The 17977-nt window shown below is 37.0% G+C and carries 19 protein-coding genes; 6 read left to right on the top strand and 13 right to left on the bottom strand.

What is annotated here, in order from left to right; translation table 11 throughout:
• Window positions 1-556: 556 nt before the first annotated feature.
• The 8 genes from N6B01_RS14660 to N6B01_RS14625 all read right to left on the bottom strand — a co-directional run bounded on the left by N6B01_RS14660 (window position 557) and on the right by N6B01_RS14625 (window position 7151).
• Entirely contained in the window at window positions 557-1159 is a 603-nt protein-coding gene (locus N6B01_RS14660; RefSeq protein WP_262080802.1) for a DUF8309 domain-containing protein, read from the bottom strand.
• A gap of 145 nt (window positions 1160-1304) precedes the next feature.
• Window positions 1305-1757, bottom strand: coding sequence for a hypothetical protein (locus N6B01_RS14655; protein ID WP_262080801.1), 453 nt, complete (start codon window positions 1755-1757; stop codon window positions 1305-1307).
• Window positions 1758-1921: 164 nt separating this feature from the next.
• On the bottom strand, window positions 1922-2350 hold the full coding sequence (locus N6B01_RS14650) for a hypothetical protein (RefSeq protein WP_262080800.1): 429 nt from the start codon (window positions 2348-2350) through the stop codon (window positions 1922-1924).
• A 173-nt stretch (window positions 2351-2523) separates the two neighbouring features.
• On the bottom strand, window positions 2524-3039 hold the full coding sequence (locus N6B01_RS14645; RefSeq protein ID WP_262080798.1) for a hypothetical protein: 516 nt from the start codon (window positions 3037-3039) through the stop codon (window positions 2524-2526).
• Between the two features lie 79 nt (window positions 3040-3118).
• Entirely contained in the window at window positions 3119-3568 is a 450-nt protein-coding gene (locus N6B01_RS14640) for a hypothetical protein (RefSeq protein ID WP_262080796.1), read from the bottom strand.
• Between the two features lie 201 nt (window positions 3569-3769).
• Window positions 3770-4576, bottom strand: coding sequence for a Phenylacetic acid catabolic protein (locus N6B01_RS14635; protein WP_262080794.1), 807 nt, complete (start codon window positions 4574-4576; stop codon window positions 3770-3772).
• A gap of 403 nt (window positions 4577-4979) precedes the next feature.
• On the bottom strand, window positions 4980-5786 hold the full coding sequence (locus N6B01_RS14630; protein WP_262080792.1) for a Phenylacetic acid catabolic protein: 807 nt from the start codon (window positions 5784-5786) through the stop codon (window positions 4980-4982).
• Window positions 5787-6272: 486 nt separating this feature from the next.
• Entirely contained in the window at window positions 6273-7151 is an 879-nt protein-coding gene (locus tag N6B01_RS14625) for a PaaX family transcriptional regulator C-terminal domain-containing protein (protein WP_262080790.1), read from the bottom strand.
• Window positions 7152-7571: 420 nt separating this feature from the next.
• Here N6B01_RS14625 and N6B01_RS14620 point away from each other — a divergent pair, with 420 nt between their 5' ends.
• On the top strand, window positions 7572-8399 hold the full coding sequence (locus N6B01_RS14620) for a hypothetical protein (RefSeq protein ID WP_262080788.1): 828 nt from the start codon (window positions 7572-7574) through the stop codon (window positions 8397-8399).
• A 235-nt stretch (window positions 8400-8634) separates the two neighbouring features.
• Window positions 8635-9057 carry a hypothetical protein gene (locus tag N6B01_RS14615; protein ID WP_262080787.1) on the top strand — a complete coding sequence of 141 codons (423 nt, stop codon included), beginning with the start codon at window positions 8635-8637 and terminating at the stop codon, window positions 9055-9057.
• 88 nt (window positions 9058-9145) lie between these two features.
• On the opposite strand, the gene N6B01_RS14610 is transcribed toward N6B01_RS14615, so the two are convergent.
• Window positions 9146-9697, bottom strand: coding sequence for a hypothetical protein (locus N6B01_RS14610; RefSeq protein ID WP_262080786.1), 552 nt, complete (start codon window positions 9695-9697; stop codon window positions 9146-9148).
• A gap of 230 nt (window positions 9698-9927) precedes the next feature.
• Between N6B01_RS14610 and N6B01_RS14605 the strand changes: the two genes are divergently transcribed.
• Window positions 9928-10512, top strand: a complete 585-nt coding sequence (locus tag N6B01_RS14605; protein WP_262080785.1) for a hypothetical protein — start codon at window positions 9928-9930, stop codon at window positions 10510-10512.
• A 238-nt stretch (window positions 10513-10750) separates the two neighbouring features.
• Here the strand turns inward: N6B01_RS14605 and N6B01_RS14600 are convergent, their stop codons facing one another.
• The 4 genes from N6B01_RS14600 to N6B01_RS14585 form a co-directional block, all read right to left on the bottom strand.
• A complete protein-coding gene (locus N6B01_RS14600) occupies window positions 10751-10906 on the bottom strand; it encodes a hypothetical protein (protein ID WP_262080784.1) in 156 nt (51 codons plus the stop codon).
• Window positions 10899-11147 carry an SEL1-like repeat protein gene (locus N6B01_RS14595; protein ID WP_262080783.1) on the bottom strand — a complete coding sequence of 83 codons (249 nt, stop codon included), beginning with the start codon at window positions 11145-11147 and terminating at the stop codon, window positions 10899-10901. Before N6B01_RS14595 ends, N6B01_RS14600 begins: the two co-directional genes overlap by 8 nt.
• A 182-nt stretch (window positions 11148-11329) precedes the next feature.
• Entirely contained in the window at window positions 11330-11974 is a 645-nt protein-coding gene (locus N6B01_RS14590; RefSeq protein ID WP_262080782.1) for a tetratricopeptide repeat protein, read from the bottom strand.
• Window positions 11975-12428: 454 nt separating this feature from the next.
• On the bottom strand, window positions 12429-13358 hold the full coding sequence (locus N6B01_RS14585; protein WP_262080781.1) for a tetratricopeptide repeat protein: 930 nt from the start codon (window positions 13356-13358) through the stop codon (window positions 12429-12431).
• Between the two features lie 797 nt (window positions 13359-14155).
• Between N6B01_RS14585 and repA the strand changes: the two genes are divergently transcribed.
• The 3 genes from repA (at window position 14156) to N6B01_RS14570 (ending at window position 17972) form a co-directional block, all read left to right on the top strand.
• Window positions 14156-15334 (top strand): plasmid partitioning protein RepA, encoded by a 1179-nt coding sequence (gene repA / locus N6B01_RS14580; RefSeq protein ID WP_262080780.1) that lies wholly within the window; start codon window positions 14156-14158, stop codon window positions 15332-15334.
• The gene (gene repB, locus N6B01_RS14575) at window positions 15334-16527 is read left to right on the top strand and encodes a plasmid partitioning protein RepB (protein ID WP_262080778.1); all 1194 of its coding nucleotides are present in this window, start codon (window positions 15334-15336) and stop codon (window positions 16525-16527) included. The genes repA and repB overlap by 1 nt, the downstream gene beginning before the upstream one ends.
• A gap of 707 nt (window positions 16528-17234) precedes the next feature.
• On the top strand, window positions 17235-17972 hold the full coding sequence (locus tag N6B01_RS14570) for a helix-turn-helix domain-containing protein (protein WP_262080777.1): 738 nt from the start codon (window positions 17235-17237) through the stop codon (window positions 17970-17972).
• The last annotated feature ends 5 nt before the right edge of the window (window positions 17973-17977 follow it).

Raw genomic sequence — 17977 nt, 5'->3', positions numbered from 1 at the left:
AAAGCTTGAAAATGCCGATATAAAGCAACCAAAAACAAATTTGAATTATAGGCAAAGCTCTATAACTACCTCACCAATACTTCTTTATTGGTGGAATAAGCCAAGCGCGTTTAAGGTTTTATCCCTGACTTTCATTTTTATTGAATTTGCGAAAGTAGTAAAAAATAAGCAGCCCGAAAAACGCACCAAATCCTGTAAAAACCAATGTATATATATTATAAATCTCGCTATTAAGATATAATTTTTGCATTGATACGACAATTATACCGAGCATTATTGACGCCAAAAAACCAAATATGCGCAATTTATGGGCTATCGCAAACAGTGGTAAAGCAATAATGACAAATATAGCAGTATTAATCGCGGTAATAACGGGAACAAAAACCGAAAAAAGAAACAAAAATACAATAATAGTTGCTAAAACATCATCATTCGGAAACACCACCCAACAAAAATACAAAATAATCATGCTGCCTAATGTAATAACAAAACTTAGCCAATAAGCTTTCATGAAATTTTCCACGATCCCTCCCCCAGTAATTATTTTGCTCCAAATTTATCTATCAGGTATTGGTACTCGGCGGGTTAATGGACGCAATTTATCAATATCATCCCAAAGGTCAGGGAAAACAAAAAACTTCATGTCATCTCGGTTAATGCCGGTGTCAAAATAACGAACAAGCCGATCTTGTAAACTTTGACTTGACCACATATTAATCATTTCAGTTTTTTCAATAACCTCACGATCTTCTGGCAGTTTTAAATTCCAGTGAATAACTTCGCGCTTATCAAAATTGCTATCCATTTGTAGCAATTTACCACCAAACCAAAACTTATCATAAAATGTGCCATCATGATATGGATTGTCAAAATAGATGTATGGATCAATCCATCTATAATCCTCGAAGGCTTCAACCGCAGCTTGGTCATAATCCAATTCAAGTTTTTCAACGCCCAAATGATTGAAGATAAGTTTTGTTACAGCAAAAACCCTAAGCAAGGGTTTTACATTTTTAAGACTATCTTTATGCCATTGGCCATCTTTGCTTTTTATATCAAACACCAAAAAGCCAGCAGTTTTTAGCGTCATACCAATAGTATAAAGATCATCTCGCAATTTCATTGATATGATGATGCCTTCTTTATTAATCGTCCGCATTTATTTTCCTTAACTGTAAGGAGCTATAGCAACAAAAATCAAATGAACTATGATTTAGGAATGCCATGCTTGACCACATAAATTAAAATCTGTCAGTGTTTTGAAATCAATATAACCGATTGTTGCGGCTGAAAAATATAAAAACCTATTCAAAAACCTCGTCAAGTTTACCCTTATGTCGCTGTTCTCTATTTTTGAAAAAATTATAAACCGCCGTAAAAATAAAGCTAATAATCGCGGCTGCTAGCCACATATTTTTAATTAAATTATATGTTAAATCGGCAAAAGAAAACTCGACCGTAAATCTTCCGCAAAACAACACTAAAAACCACATCACGCAGCCATGAACCCATGAAAAATTGCTAAATTTTTGAACCAGTATGAAGAAGGGTAGAGCCACAACCATCATTAAAACGAAGTCCACGACCAAATCCAAGGCAATATAATTCTTCATCATATTTAAATAAAGTAGAGCACCGTCTAGTCCATTGGTTTTAAGGTTTAATTCTAATCCAAGGCTCAACATTGTTAAAGCTAAGGAGACGATTATATAGGATTTAAAGAAGCTTTTCATTATCCCACGTTTTATAAAATACAATAGAAACTCCACGCTTAAGACCGTTTAAGACAAAGCCATATGCTTTAAAAACTATTGCACAAATGCTGACACTTAAAATAGGTGCTTGTTAGTGCAAAACACCTATCATGAAATTTTCAATTCACTATAAAACTATATTGAGGGAGTAGTTTATCGCCAGAAGCTTATTCAAACACACCGTCAACTTTAACCGCTGTGACTTTTTCACGTTTCTTAAATGCATTGTAAATAAGCTGATAAATCACCCCGACAAAGACACTTGCTAGCCACAAAGATTTTGTTTTAGTTGGTAGGAAGTCGTCAAATAGAAATTGAGAAGCAAAATCGTTGCAAAGAAATACCAAAAACCACATAGCGATTGAATAGATTGCAGAAAACTGGGTAAATTTTGTAACTAATATAAAAAATGGTAAAGCGACAACAAACATTAAAGCAACGTGCATCGTCACGTCATAGACTATCGTGTGTATTATCACATCTAAAACACTGATGGTATTGCCTAGCACATCATTAAACAAATAAAATTTTACTCCAACCGCTAAGAAAGCTAGAATTATAAGCATAATAATATAAGATTTAAAAAAACTTTTCATTTCAACCCCGCTAATCACTATAACATTTCACTATAACTGCTATTTATTTACAATATCAAACTACTAAGCCGATATTTTTATTAATTTCTATAAAAATTCTTCAATCCTTTGGAAATAAACCAAACTCAATTTCAATCAATACAACTCAGCCATTTGCTTGATTATTTAAAACATTAACTGAAAACTTCATCTACCTTAACCAAAGCTGGCTTTTGACGTTTTTTAAAGAAATAATGGATGGGCGCAAAAATCAAGCCAAAAGTAATACCCAAAACAAAAGAACCAATAATTTGTACACTAAAAACATTTTCATTGGTTGCGAAAATAAATAGAATGATAGCGCAACCCATTAAAAAGCCCATGAGAATACCAAAAAACCAAGAAAAATTCGCAAATTTGCACGTAATTGCAAAAAAAGGCAAGCCAACCAAAAACATAAAAGCAAGATCAAATAGGGTAAAAATACCAATGATGACCATAACTCTAAATAAAAAGAACGAAACTACGTCACCAATTGGGTTGGGAGTGCTTAACAATGTGAAATATAATAGCAATACTAGCAAAACATTATGAATCACAATTGTTAATAGAAATGATTTAAAAAAACTGCCCATTTTTTCTTCTTTGTTAAAAAGTGTATTTTGCTTAAAGAGTGTTACCTTGATACGAGTAGAATATTGCTCAATCATTCAATATTTAAAGCCAATACTGACATTTGTAAAAATAGGCCTCAAGATATGAAATATGTTAAGGCTCAAAGATCATCAATTATTTAAAAACTTGGTCCACTTTTGCCAAGGGGCGTTTTTCACGCCTAGTCGACCAAGAATAAACAGCTGCAAAAATAAGCCCAAAAATAAACCACAAAAGCAGCGAACCAACAAATTGCGCAGAATTATAACTCTTTGATGTTAACCGAAGAAACAAACCTGTAGCGCCCCCCATTACAAGCCCCATAAGAATGCCATAATACCATGCAAATTTGGTGTTTCTTCTAACAATTGCAAAGAATGGTAAGGCAATAAACAACATTAAAAGCAGATCCATTACGGTAAAAATACCAAGAACGATCAATAGAGGTGTGAGTAAGCTACCAGCCATCATGTCTGATGCAGTATCGTCCCCCAAATAGTTGAATACAAACAGCCAAATAAAAAAACCTAACAAAATATTATGAATAATAATTGTTAGTAAAAATGATTTAAAAAAATGCTTCATTATATCCCCATTTGCGAAAACGCCATTTTGCCGTCACAAGGATAAAATATTAAAGCGCTAAATTGCAATAGATTATTTGCAATAAACTAATATTTTAAAAATTTAAGCTTTTTTACCGCAATTTATTTCAATAATAATTTGAATTGTTTATTGATAGCAAATAGCTGGAATAAAGGATATTTTATATTTATTGAAGATAAGCTAAAGACGCGAAACAAGATTTAACGATTGGCGCAACTCATCAGCTTTTATATTAAATTTAGCAAGCATTTCCTGATTGCTCCTATGGGGTAATCCCAATGCGCGTAAGCGTTCAAAATAAGGTAAATTAACTGAATCAAAATTGGCCCGCGCGCGAAAAAGCCAATAATCCAACGAAGCTTCAATTTTACCAAGATCACCTGTTTTCATACTCCCCTTAGCGAGGCGTAACAGTTCCTTACGACTAAGATAAGAGTGCTGGCGTTCAGATGTCATGACTAACTGACAAGCCATTGCCAAAGGCTTATAAAAGATTTTAGATAATTCACTAATTAAAATATGAGCAGCTTTTTCCATCACAACATACATCATAACCGCATCTGGCCAATTTTCATAAGGGTAATATAACACGTTAACGCGCTTATCTAAGTTAATCACGTTAGGCATTGCACCATTATCGCCACGATCAAGACGAGCCGCCCAATTAAAACCTTTTTCATTATTAACGCGATTTTGATATTCTTGCCCCTCTTCACCAAAATCACGCATCATATCAAGGATAGCCTTAGCATGTTCTGCTTTTTCAACCACTAATCGTGCGACATTAATGCGCAAATTAATATTAGGAGCCATGTTCAAAAGATCAACAAAGCCCGCCGATACCGCAAGCTCGCTATCAAAAAATGCAGCCATAATTTGAATTAATTCACTACGATAGGGCTCTAGCACTTCTTCTGGTGATAACAATAGACCACCATTTTTAAGAAATTCACCAAGATCTCGCTCCCCAATCTTTTGCCCCGTCATTAAATCTCTCCCACCATAGTATAGTTTATAATTTTCTTATACAAAAATATTAAAACATAATTCAAGCCATAGCTTCAAAATTTATGCAAAAAACGGTATCAAAAAGGATATAATGCATGCTTTTAAGTAATGATTACGATATTTTAAAATCTTTTAAAAAAATGTTAGGCACATTCAATATTAGCACATTCAAAATTATCATTCGATTTGAAAAATAAATATACGCAGATTAACTGAGTATTTCAATAAATGCTTTGGTTACAAAAATATTCAAAGTAGATTGCCATCTTACACGCAGAAAAAAGTCAAAAGCAAAATTATATTTTAAACCACATATTTCTTTCAAATATCGTCAGGCCACAGAATTAGTTGGTGCTTTGAATTGTCTATACTGTAGCGACACCTATAAGCCGGCGATAATCCGCAGGGACTGACGTAATTCCTCCGCACGCAGATTAAATTCATCTAGCATTTCCTTATTACTACGATAACGCAGCCCATATTTTTTAAGACGCTCAAAACCAGAAGAATTAACCGATCCAAAAATTGCTCTTACTTTTGGCAGCCAGTAGTGAAATAGCGATTTTAGTTCATCGCTCGTGCCATTTTTATAAGCGCCTTTAGCAAACCGTAATAATTCATCACGGGCAAGATTGGTATGGCGTTGCTCAATAGTGCTAATGGTTCGAAAAGCATCAGCAAGTGGCGCGTAAGATATTTGACTTAATTCTTGCAGCTGAATTTGCTTTGCCTTACCCATTAACACGCCCATCATCATAGCATCACACCAGTTTTTGAACGGATAATAAAATACCGACAAGCGCATATCACGCAAGTTATACGGCAAAGCGCTCATATCACCATCACGTTCTAAACGATTAGACCAATCAAAATTGCTTCTATCGGGGTGATTATTGCCATATTGTTGAATATCAATGCCAAAATCAGCCATAATATTCAACACCGCCTCACCACTTTCGGCCTTTTCTAAAACGATACGTGCAACACTAATCCGCTGGACAATGCCAGGCGCCTCATTCAATATGCTAGCAAAACCCGCAGACGCGGCAAATTCGCTATCCACAAAAGACGCCATCAAGCGTAACAAATCCGCACGATAGCGCGAAGTGACATTGCGCGGAGAGGAAATCACGCCACCATTTTTAATATGCGCCTCAAGGGCTATAACATTGTCAAATCCATTAATCATGATTTTTCCTCTTTGCTTTCAATGTTACCATCGCTTAACAGCGCTTTTGCACCAATACTGCCGAATATAGTACCACTTAAGGCGAACCAGCATATGTAGGTCTAACAATTAGCATATCAAGATAAGATCGATTAACTCTATAATTTTCAAATATTTAACAGTGACCTTTTCTAAGATATAGTTTTTTAGACTAACATTAGAATCTTAGCCAATTCAATTGAACCACATATTATGCTAAACTTTTAGTAAAAACCTTAAATTTAAATTAAGCGGATTAGTAAATATTAAAGCGTCAGCCAAGGATTATTGGAAATAATTTACCATTTCATCAATGGCGTAAACAGCTATCAATCAATAGCACCCTAAAATTAAAATGCCTATATCGCCCATTTTTCGCTTTTCCCCTTTATGTTTTATTGCTGAACATACTTATTTATGTAAATTATTGGATGTTTAGAAAAACTCTGCTATTTAGTGTGCTAGCGACTATTGGTCTTTTGCCGATAAGCTATCCTTACGCGCAATAAATCCTTGCAAATTGATTATACGCTGATCAGTATCCACACTAGTTTGCACAAGACTACCCTTATCCCCTCTAAGATCACGCGCAATCATTTGTTCAACTTTCGGCGTAAGGGCTAGATATAATTTGGCAAAAAGTACATGAGCAATATCGCCTGCCCATGGCTGCGGTAGCGCCTCTTTTGGCAAATGCGGATCGCCTTGCAAAATCAGACGAAAATCATGCACAAGGGCCAAACGAGCGATCAAACAATCAAAAGGCGTTAACTCAGCAATAGCCTCTTGCTTCAATAGATTGCTATAATGGTCAAAAAAAGTCTCATAACGCCTTTGTAAATTTGTTAAGTCCCAAAAATTTGCAACAAATTCCTTCAAGCATCGCTCGGTTCGGACGATATTCGCCTCAAAAACTAACCCATCGCTGGGTTGCTTTGCGTGTTTTGATCCAATCACCATATGACGATTAAGTACTGCAAAGCCATTTTCTAAGTAACTTTGGTCGTTTTCAATATCGCGTCGCGCAACAATAAACCATTCATTGCTTGGTGGCTGAGGGTTAAACAAACTTTCCCCAACACGGTGGAAATACTCACGCGTATGCTCCTGCAAACGATAATAGCTTTTGCGGCCAATACGCTCGCCCTGTAATTGGCCTGCCGCAGCTAAGCGTGACATGGATGTACGCACAAGTGTACCATTAAACCCAAGCACCGCGCATAAATCAATAAGATTGCCCATCCATAAGACACCACCACGCGGCTCAACCACGTCACCATAGATAGTTATAAGAAAAGCAGAGCATCTGGGTGGCTCAAGAAAATGCTTACCTTCAAATTTAAACATCAAAACCTTCAACTCTTGCCAGTATCTTGCTTCATAAAATGGCAAATGCCAATTATAGAAAGCATCGGCATTTAACCTATATTTAGGCCTGTTTGGCGTAAATTGAACCGCAAAATATAGAAACGCTATTTTGCTTATTTATGAATTCGAAACTATCCTATCTCTTTAAACAAATGCAACGATGATTCACGTGTAACATGTGATGCCACCATAAGGCATCATTGAATTGAAGCCTTTAACAATTTGCCAAAAGGATTGACAGCCCGCGAAGTTATAATATAACAGAACAAAATCAGGCAAAATTCAACTACATTTACAAGTCACTAAAACAATATCATCAGGTTGTTAAATATAGTGCAAAAATATAAAATTCAAGATAGCTACTTTTTATTCTCTAACCCCAAGGATAGGATTGGTTCATTGACTGAAATTAAAAAGACGAACAATTCATTAGACAATGTGAATAAACCAATTGCCGCTGTAAACGCCAAATCCAGTACCTCGGCTTTGTTCCAATTTATTGAAAGTCTGCAAGCTCCCAATGAATGGGGCAGTTTTTTGGACGCGGGTACCGGGGTAAATTCTGCCCATTGGTGTGCAAGTTTGCAAACAACAAAATGGGTCGGAGTTACTGGTGCAAAAGATTACGCCAAACAAATTGAACAAAGTTTAGGCGACAGCTTACGACCACAAGATGAACTTTTGGTTGGCAATTGGGGAGACAAGAATTTTTTACAAAGCCAAAGCTTTGATACCGTGCTTGCCGATTATCTTTTGGGCGCAATTGAAGGCTTTGCTCCTTATTTTCAAGGTAAATTATTCGCACGCCTTTATCCCCATGTCAAAAAAACACTTTATGTCATTGGCCTAGATCCCTATATTAACGCACCTGTCGCCACTGAAGCCGGACGCATAGTGCGTGAAATTGGCCGCATGCGCGATGTTTGCCTTTTGCTCGCCGACCAAAGTCCTTACCGCGAATTTCCTGCCGAATGGACGTTAAATAGTTTAAATGCCGCCGGCTTTAAAATCACCGAAGCGCGGCGTTTTCCCAACCGTTACCGTGAAAAATGGGTTAATTCCCAATTAGATATGTGCGTGCGCCGCCTACCGCTATTTAAAGACAAAGCACTTGCCAAATCTTTTGCGACCACTATTGAAGCCTTGCGCCGCGATGGCCTTGCCCTTTGCCGCGAAGAAAATGGCTTACGCTATGGCGCTGACTATGTGATAGCCTGCGAGGTTTAAGCACCTGTGCAAACGAGCGCGCTATACTTTTATCAAGAGATAAATCTATAATAGCCTTAGGTAAAAAAGCGCTTTTAGCTTGGGCTATTTTTGGCTAAATTTATTAAACCTATAATATCTAAAAGGACAAAATGGTTTTTAAATTACATTTTTTTGGTAGTGTTTTTAAAAATCGCTAATACTGTATTTTCATTTCATAGACTTTCCCACTTTTAGACAAATAGAGGAGCAAAAATTGGGAACTTTGATGTTTGAATATATAAAAAGAAATCCAAATTATAATGAAGTGACCAATCCAGAACAAAAAAATGTTTTTGAACTCTCACCTATTGGTTTTCAATGGCAACATGACAATCAAATATATAAATATATGTTCAAATCAACAGGGTTTTGTTGCCCTTTAATATCTGGTGAGGGCTTTGCTATTGTTGATACAGATAAGACCCAAACAGGCAAAGCATTTTTATTAAATATAAAGGGAGACATTGTTTTCGAGATAAAGAGAAAAGACGATCTTTATCATCGTGATAATTACACTTACGTCTTTTATGAAAATAATGAATTATGCTTTATTGTTAACAATAGTAATATTGATTATAAGCATGTAATTGATGTGCCAACTAAAATTACTAAAAGCGTTGATTATGTACGATGGTGAGCGAAGTATTGGGTCTGCGTTTAGCTTATCCAGTTTGCAGTAATCATTGCCAATGACCGTTTGACTATCTATTGCCTGCTATTGATTATTAAATATCTGAACTTGGGCAAAGCCCACCCATATATTCAACAATGCCTTCGTTCGTTGAGGCAAATTCCACAAATTGCTTGTTTTTGTCATGCGAATTTCTTTTAATAACAGCGGCATGTTGCAAATATTTATTATATAAAACATCATTGTGCTTATTTATTCGCATAATACCGGGTGCTATACCGTAAATCATATATATAAAGTCATCATCTTCTTTTAAAAATTCTAGCGGTTGACAAGACAAACCCTGAATAGCTAAAATTTTAGCATCTTCTTTCTCAATATAAACTTTTTTGTGGTGTTCTTTCAACGACGAGAGTTGCATTAAAAATCTAGTAATGCCGTCTTCATCTTGTTGATATAATGTCGCGTAAAATTCTCCATCATCTGTCTGTATGATGAATTTATTGTCTTTAAACTCAAAATCTTGTATTTTAGTTACGATTTGTTGTTGAGCCAATACTGGCATTGCGCCTCCCAAAACCAATAAAGCCGACAAAATAATTTTTAAGGTTAGGCGCAATGATTTGTTTTGCAAAACTTTAAACATATTTTACCCCATTGAAGTTTAAGTGCATAAAAGCCATGTTAAGCCAATAAAACCAAACGCCATGATATTTTTAAATATTTTATCATGTAACTCAACAATATTACAAATTTTACAAAACTATGGCAGTGCTGTAATCAAAAATGATGACCAGCCAAATTTATAAAAACCTTGTTTTAAAGTAAATGGCGATTTTAACTTGCCTTTTTTTAAAACCACTATCATACTGCATCATGAACGACTTGATCGATAAATATTTACCCGATTTCCAATTTGAAGAAGTGCATGAAATTGAAATTCATGCACCGCGCCAAAAGATATTTTCCGCTCTCCAGCATTATGATGCGCAAGATGATTGGCTCATTGCAAGTTTTATTACCTTACGTGAAATTCCATTGCGAATTTTACATGCTTGTAATGTATTAAAAGACGTCTCCCCTACTCCGTTTAGCCTTGATAAATTCACTTTGCTTGAAACCTTTGAAAATAACCAAGTTGCCTTTGGCTTGGTGGGCAAGTTTTGGCAAGCTAATTATGGCTTGGAAATGATTGCCGATGGTGAGGCGTTTTGTGTCTTTGACAAGCCCAGTAGTGCAAAATTAGTACTGCAGTTTAAAATAAACGATCAAGACGCAGATAAAACACCGCTTTGTCAAAACCGTTTTACATTACAAACAAAAACACGCGTTTTTTGCCCTGATGGTGAAAGTAAAAGACGCTTTGCCCCCTATTGGTACCTCATCCGCCCTGTAAGTGGGTTGATTAGGAAAAGAATGCTCAAAGCGATAAAGCAGCAGAGTGAAGCAACTCAACTATAAGGCAAGAATTACTGCTGTTTCAAAACCATTATCAAAAACTATAAATAATTGTAATTAAATAATATTTATGCATTTTATACGGCTGACAAAAATAATGGCACGCCTATTTAATTTGTTTTCTGCAAGTCTCACAGCTTTCTCTTAGCTTTTGAACGGACAGCATCACTGGCACGCTGATACCATTTTATCGCTTCAATTATATTTGTTTCGACAATGAAACCGCTTTCATATTTGATACCTAAACTGGCTCGGCCTGTCTAGAGCCCTGCTCTGCCCCACGTTTAAACAGGTAATAGGTATTTTCTCGTGGATTTAGCTTTCCCTCAAACTTATTTAAAGTTATCAGACCAAGATGCGCCATTGCATTATCATTGCCTTTATTGGTGCTAAGCATCAACCATTTTACTGCTTCGCGGCATTGATATTTTGATAGGCAATGGAGATGCTGCCAAGAAGCTTGCCAGTTCATACCAATGAGCGGCTAAAACATAATCTTGGTTGATTTCATCGCCAAATTTATAAGCTTTGCCCAATTGATATTGCCCATCCTTTTCGCCGATATCAGCTTTAAGGCGTAAGAGGTAATTATCAGGATAAGAAAAATATGTAAAAGCGGGCGAGGTCGCAAAGGGCAATAAGCACGGCACCAACCAAGGCAGTTATTTTTTGAAAATCCCCATAAATACCCTTTAATGTGTAATTGCATTTATCGGCAATGAGCTAAACCGCTATTATTGGCATTTAAAGCGGCAATAGCTATAAAATTACGCTTAAATTCTTTTTGATAAGCATCTTATATTTAACGACGGTAAAATATTTAGTCTTGATGATAAGCCTGAGCAAGAGCAAGTTTGGCTTCAATGGTATTTTGTGCCGCAGACTTTTTAAACCAAAAAATCGCCTTTTCAACATCTTGCGCAATGCCTAAGCCATTATAATATAATTCACCCAATTCAAATTGCGCTAAACGATGATTGCTTTCTGCTGCCTGATTAAAAAAAACAAAGGCTTTATGATAATCTTTTGGAATTCCGCGATCTAAACTATACATCCGACCAAGGGCATATTGTGCCTTAGCAAAATTTTGTGCCGCAGCTTTTTCGTACCAATAGATAGCTTGGTTTAGATAATTGTCACCATCTGCATCCGTAATACAATAGGTTGCAAAGTGATACTGCGCTTGCGCATCGCCTTTTTCAGCAAGCCTTTTGAAAAGCTCATATTCCTCCTCACTTTGAAAGCCGCGCAAATCACGCAAATAAATCATTGTCAAAGGATGAATGGCAGCTTTATTGCCATTAAGCGCCGCTAATCGCAGCCACTTAAATGCATTTACATCATGGCGACGAGTGCCTTCACCGCGTAGATAAATCATGCCCAACTTATATTGGGCTTCTACGTCGCCAAGTTCAGCCTGCTTTTCGAGCGTTTCAATATTTGCTTTCGTAAAATCATCAGTCATAATATTTGTGCGCTGTTCTTAAACCATTTTACGCTAGCATCATTGCTTAAGGTCATAAAAAGCACAAGATATTTTTTTAAAAAGCCAAGTGCTTTTAATGGGAAAATATCTTTTACGTAGGGTCGGCACCTATTAATTTGAACGAAATGGTATGAGGAAATTTTTGTGAGAACCCAAAAATTAAATGTGAGAAGAACCGCCGAGAAATATAAATATTTCCAAGGGGCTTAGACGAAGTTATCGCGAAAATTTCTCATATCCTGAAAGGACACAAAAACAGCTGTAATCTACTGTGTCGTAAAGCTCACTTCAGTATACCACCCACTTTTCGCTTTCCTCCCCTTTATATCAAAAATATATATTTTTGCTGTTTATTGTGCCATTTCATTTAAATTAGTAGGTACTGACCCTAGCATAAACACACAATAGGGCAGGTTAGTGAGCCACCAATTTCTCATTGGGAGTTCAATTTTTGTAATAGATTTTTGGCTTGTTCATTGCCACGCTCTGCTGATTTTTGTGCCCAAAGTTTTGCTAGCTTTTCGTCTTTTGCGACACCCCATCCATTTAAATAAAACTGTGCGACCTCTAGCATGGCGTAGCTATTGTTATTTTGTGCGGATTTTTTGAACCATTGAAGTGCCAAAGCATCGTCATATTTAGCACCAACCCCACTCATATACATATTAGCTAAATGGTATTGAGCCTTATCATCGCCGCGATCAGCAGCAAGCTTGATGTATTGATAGGCTTGTAACAAGTTTCGTTTAACCCCTTCACCATTATAATACATAAGCCCCACATAAAATAAGGCGGGAGTCAATTCTTGCTCGGCAGCACGACTAAACCACTTAAATGCGGCTTCTTCATCTCTTTCATAGATTTTACCATAATAATGATTGTCATAATGATAAATTCCGTAATAATATAAAAGCCCAAGCTGATATTGTGCTTGCACATAATTTTGCTCGCCGGCAAGAGTAAGCCATTTTAAAGCTTGACGATAATTTTGAGGGGCGCCATCACCATAAAAATATATAATGCCTAAACGATATTGTGCCGGTGCATAGCCTTGTTGCGCTGCTAGCAATAGCCATTTTATCCCCTTGGCACTATCTTGCTGAACATCCCACCCCACCAAATAGCGCTCACCAATATTATATTGCGCCCAAGCATCTTTTGTCATCAAGGCATGACTTTCAAGCTCATTAATATCAACATAGCGAGGATGAGAGGGAATAGGTTTTGGATCCTGCAATAAATCATTTGATGACACAAATAATTTGGCTGGTGTCTCGGCGTCATCAACAAAAAAACCGATAATAGCGGATACAATCAAAACACTTAAACAAAGAGTGCGGAAAGGGCGGCGATGCTGTGTCATGATCAATCTCCCTTTCTTTGTTGGTTAGAATCAAACACGATAATGGTAATTAATTAAGCCAAATTGTTGATATTCCAACCATGGCGATAGTGGACATATATAATATAAGTGTCAATATTGGCTTTATAATCTCGCAGACCCTGTATGGAAATTTTATATATCGGTAAAATAGGCCTTTAACAATAACACTCTTTTATGTTTCAATAGTTCCCAGCTGGGAACTAGGCAAGCATGCACCTGCCCACCAATTCTAACATTTTACATAAAGTTCCCAGCTGGGAACTTAGATTAACCCAAGGCAAAGATCAATTCGCCTTTTAATCGATGCATGACAACGTCAAAAAATAAATAGATTTTTACGATTTAAAATCAATATCTTACTTAATTTTTTATCAATTTTTATTGCAAAATTAAAAAAAATAGAATAAATGTCATCTATTCACAAAATGGTAAAATGAGTCCTAAATGGCAAGATTAGAGCAATATGCTCTTTGATTATTTAAAGAACAAATAGAGAACAAAGACAAAAAAACTATGGTTAATTTTTTTTCATCACTAAGGCAATTAGGTTTTGCAAAGACAATCCGAATCTGACATATTTTTGTAACGCTAAATTTTCGTATTTCGTTTATTTTCCGTATTTTGAAAATGTAAACCGCTTATTAACCAACAGCATCTATCTTTTAAACTGCGCTATATTCTATATTAGATTATCCAACCAGTTTATTCACAAGATGCAATTTCAACTAAATTTAGGTAAGCCAAAATTAGATGAGCCAATATTTCGGAGAAAACCTTTGTCGCGCCATTTAAGCAGTTTGCATTTTATGAACAGCTTTTCCACCAAATTGGAAAAAGCCCTTAATAATTTGACGATGATGCAATTCCCTCCAGATGCTCGCCGTGCCATGCGCAAATTTTCCTCTACCGAGGTTGCCAATCTGCTCGGCGTTTCTGAAGCCTATATTCGCCAATTATCTTTAAAAGAGCAGGGGCCAATGCCAGAAACCACCAATAATGGCAAGCGGCTTTATACTTTGGAACAAGTTTTGGAATTGCGCTTTTATTTGGCTGAAAATGGTCGCAAAAAATGGATCAATCCGCGACGGATTAATGGCGAGGAATGCCAAATTATTGCAGTTAGCAATTTTAAGGGCGGCTCATCAAAAACCTCAACCACCATTCATCTTGGTCATTTTTTAGCGCTGCGTGGTTATCGCGTTTTAGCTGTTGATATGGATCCGCAAGCCTCGTTAACCAGCTTGCATGGTTCACTCCCCGATTTTGATTATCGTAGTGGCGACACACTTTATTCTGCCATTCGTTTTGAGGCACCGGTGCCAACAAAAAACATCGTTCACAAAACCCATATTAGCGGCTTTGATGTTATTTGCGCAGGTCTTGAACTTACCGAATTTGAAACTGCTGTTGCTCTTGAGATGCGCCAAAAGGGCGGTACCGGCTTTTTGTTGCGCGTTTCGCAAGCCCTTGAGCAGGTAAGCAGTGATTATGATATTATTTTGCTTGATTGTGCACCATCGTTAAACTTTTTAACCCTATCATCGCTTACTGCTGCAACAGGCGTGTTAATTCCCGTTCCTGCCCATATGCTTGATGTAGATTCCACCGGAAAATTTTTAGAACTTGCTGCTTCTTATATGCAAATTCTTGACGATGCAGGGGCTAGCAGCCAATGGGATTTTGCTAAATTCCTCATAACCAAATTTGAAGCCAATGACATGCCGCAAGCCAATATGCAGGCATTAATGCGGCAAGTATTTGGTGAAGATCTTTTGTTAAACAGCGTTGCCAAATCCACGGCGATTGCTGATGCTTTAACATGGAAACAAAGCCTTTATGAAGTACAAAGGTCGCGTTTTTCAGCACCTAAGACTTATGATCGCGCCATGGAGTCATTAAATGCCGCCAATGGTGAGATTGAAGGCTTGATTGTGCAAGCATGGGGGCGTGAATAATGAAAGCTAAAACCTCAAAAGGGCTGTTTGCCGCGGTATTGTCAAAATTAGATGAAGAAAAGGACGATGTGAGCGATGTTCAACAGCAACCGCGTTCAGCAAGTCCGCATTTGATGAAAGTTGCCGCTGGCGTTAAGGAAATGCAGGAACGCTCAAAGCTTGCCGACGAATTGCTGCGGACAGGCAGTCAAATTGTTGAGATTAATCCTGATAAAATCAAACAATCCGCAATTAAAGATCGCTTAGACAGCAATCTTGATGATGCAACGATCGCAGAACTTGAAGCATCAATGCGTGAGCGCGGCCAGATTGTGCCTGGTCTCGTGCGACCAATTTCCGGCACAAATGATGAATTTGAAATTGTTTATGGCCGCCGCCGTCTTGCTGTTGCCAAGCGCCTTGGCATTGCATTTAAGGCAGCTATTCGCGCTTTAAGCGATGAGGAAGCAATAATCTTTCAAGGTGAGGAAAATACCGCCCGCAATGATTTATCCTTCATTGAAAAATGTCTTTTTGCCAAAGCACAAGAAGATGCAGGCTTTAAACGCGAAGTAATTTGCGCATCTTTGAGCACCGGTAAATCGCATATTTCGGAAATGATCAAACTAGCGCGGCTTTTACCACCACCACTCTTGGACATTATTGGCAAAGCACCAAGCATCGGCCGTGGCCGATGGGAGGAATTAACCAATGTTTTAGCCGCCTTGCCAAACAATGATCTTACAACCGAGCTTCAATTGATTATCGGCAAAGATGGCGGCGACAAGCAGCAGTTTAATGCTTTATCATCAGACGATAAATTTGCCCGTATTTATGATGGCTTTGTTACAAACAACGCCTTGAACCGTGAAAAATCCGTGCCAAAGCCTCATAAAAAATCGTCAAACAATCGGGTAAAAAATATCAAAAGCCAACATCAAAATAAATGGCAAAGCCCTGACCAAAATCTTGAAATTACAATGATAAAAAGTAGCGGTAATGCAGTTTTTACCATTCATCCCATAGAAAAAAGCATAAATCATCAAAACATGGCTGATCATGGCGCGCCAAATAATCCAACACTGGAAAGTGCGACGACAGTTGAAGCATTTACAAGTTTTGATGACTTTGCAGATTTTTTAAGCAGCAATTTTGATGCGCTGTATAGCGTCTATCAACGCGCTGCAAAAACCACAAAAAAAGGAGACGAATAGGCAAAAAAAAGGCCTCGCCAGATTTAAATTAAGGTTTTACCCCAATTCAACGCTGTGGAAGCCTCTTCTCAATATGTAGCAGTTTGAGAATCGCATTTCCGCACAAAACTGTCAAGTATTTTTACGCGCTTTTTAGTGCATGATATTGTTTTGCCTTTTTTTAGCATAACAGCTTAAAGCCAAAATTATCAGCATTATTAAGTAAGGTGGTGTTTACTTAAATTTTAAGCCACTGATTATTGGTTGGTTACGGTTAATCCTCGTTGTCAACTTGCGTTAAAAATATGCGATGATTGGTTAGAATTTTATCAAATCTTGTTGGCCAGTCATTCCAAATTATCCCATTATTCGATCATTTTGTATGATTAAAAGTCATAGACTATTTGCCGCTAAAGTTTTTTAGCTTTTGCGAACAATGTTCATTACTTTAAATTTTAAGCAAAATAATCTGATAAATATTTGGCAGTGGCTTTTTTAAAACCCGCCTTTTTCTCTCCCAAAACTATAAGCCGTTTTAAACCGCCGTTTCAATAAGACGGCATGCCCGCTTAACGCTTTAAAAGATGAAAGGAATGATGCTCGATAATAGATTAATATAATCAGATATTTAAGCCATTATAGGCACAAAATTCCTGTCTGTTTGTAACGCAAATTTAAATAACAAATTTGCGAATGATAATTTATTGTCTTTTGCATTGTTAAAAAACATGGAAACACTAGGCCAAAGCCTTTTGCAAAATGCGCTGCTTAAAAAAGCTTTTTTAAAACATCAAAGCGCAGCTACAATTAAATCAACTCAACAATTAAACATAGTTGATGTAAAATCAAAGCCAAAACCCTATCGGCGTAAATCCTATCTTTTAGGATTTATCGAAAAGAAAATATTTAAAAAAACCGATCGCCAATCTTTAAAAAAGCTTTTACTTGCCGCAAAACGTTTTGATTTACAAAACCGGCAAAAGGGACAACGTTGCGGCCCACTTGGCACAATTGCGCTAGAGATATTAGAATATTTTATTAATATTATTGATTATAAAACCGGGCGGCTTGAACCGGCAATTTCTACAATTATGGGCAAAATTCGCCGCTCTCGTGACAGTGTAGTGCGCGCATTAAAGGCCTTGCAAAATCATGGCTTTTTAAATTGGGTACGCCGTTATAGCCACAATGATAAAGCCGAAGGACCTGCGTTTAAACAAGCAAGCAATGCCTATTGCTTAAGCCTGCCAGAAAAATGTGCCCATTTGGTTAAACAAGAAGCACCAATTTGCCAACATTTGAGCGATCTACAACAACATCACAAAAACCAACAACAAGCCATGTTCAATACTCTTTCATATGAAGAAAAAATCGCCCTTGATTTTAACGATAATCCCAAACTTGCCCAACAGCTTCTAAAGCTCGCAAATATTTTTGAAAACTCAAAGTCAAGGTTAAATTTTTAATGCCA

The organism is Bartonella sp. HY406 (assembly GCF_025449315.1).
In the GTDB taxonomy this organism is placed as follows: domain Bacteria; phylum Pseudomonadota; class Alphaproteobacteria; order Rhizobiales; family Rhizobiaceae; genus HY038.
Note: the sequence above shows the minus strand (reverse complement) of the source record. Positions and strands in the feature narration are given on the sequence as shown.

Bases quoted from the DNA above. Each gene is read 5' to 3' on its own strand.
- N6B01_RS14625 (WP_262080790.1), bottom strand. From the start codon at position 7,151: ATGTTTAAATTTGAAGGTAAGCATTTTCTTGAGCCACCCAGATGCTCT.
- N6B01_RS14600 (WP_262080784.1), bottom strand. From the start codon at position 10,906: ATGCTTAGCACCAATAAAGGCAATGATAATGCAATGGCGCATCTTGGT.
- N6B01_RS14570 (WP_262080777.1), top strand. From the start codon at position 17,235: ATGGAAACACTAGGCCAAAGCCTTTTGCAAAATGCGCTGCTTAAAAAA.
- N6B01_RS14645 (WP_262080798.1), bottom strand. From the start codon at position 3,039: ATGATTGAGCAATATTCTACTCGTATCAAGGTAACACTCTTTAAGCAA.
- N6B01_RS14640 (WP_262080796.1), bottom strand. From the start codon at position 3,568: ATGAAGCATTTTTTTAAATCATTTTTACTAACAATTATTATTCATAAT.
- N6B01_RS14610 (WP_262080786.1), bottom strand. From the start codon at position 9,697: ATGTTTAAAGTTTTGCAAAACAAATCATTGCGCCTAACCTTAAAAATT.
- N6B01_RS14590 (WP_262080782.1), bottom strand. From the start codon at position 11,974: ATGACTGATGATTTTACGAAAGCAAATATTGAAACGCTCGAAAAGCAG.
- N6B01_RS14635 (WP_262080794.1), bottom strand. From the start codon at position 4,576: ATGACGGGGCAAAAGATTGGGGAGCGAGATCTTGGTGAATTTCTTAAA.
- N6B01_RS14585 (WP_262080781.1), bottom strand. From the start codon at position 13,358: ATGACACAGCATCGCCGCCCTTTCCGCACTCTTTGTTTAAGTGTTTTG.
- repB (WP_262080778.1), top strand. From the start codon at position 15,334: ATGAAAGCTAAAACCTCAAAAGGGCTGTTTGCCGCGGTATTGTCAAAA.
- N6B01_RS14660 (WP_262080802.1), bottom strand. From the start codon at position 1,159: ATGCGGACGATTAATAAAGAAGGCATCATCATATCAATGAAATTGCGA.
- N6B01_RS14630 (WP_262080792.1), bottom strand. From the start codon at position 5,786: ATGATTAATGGATTTGACAATGTTATAGCCCTTGAGGCGCATATTAAA.
- N6B01_RS14650 (WP_262080800.1), bottom strand. From the start codon at position 2,350: ATGAAAAGTTTTTTTAAATCTTATATTATTATGCTTATAATTCTAGCT.
- N6B01_RS14605 (WP_262080785.1), top strand. From the start codon at position 9,928: ATGAACGACTTGATCGATAAATATTTACCCGATTTCCAATTTGAAGAA.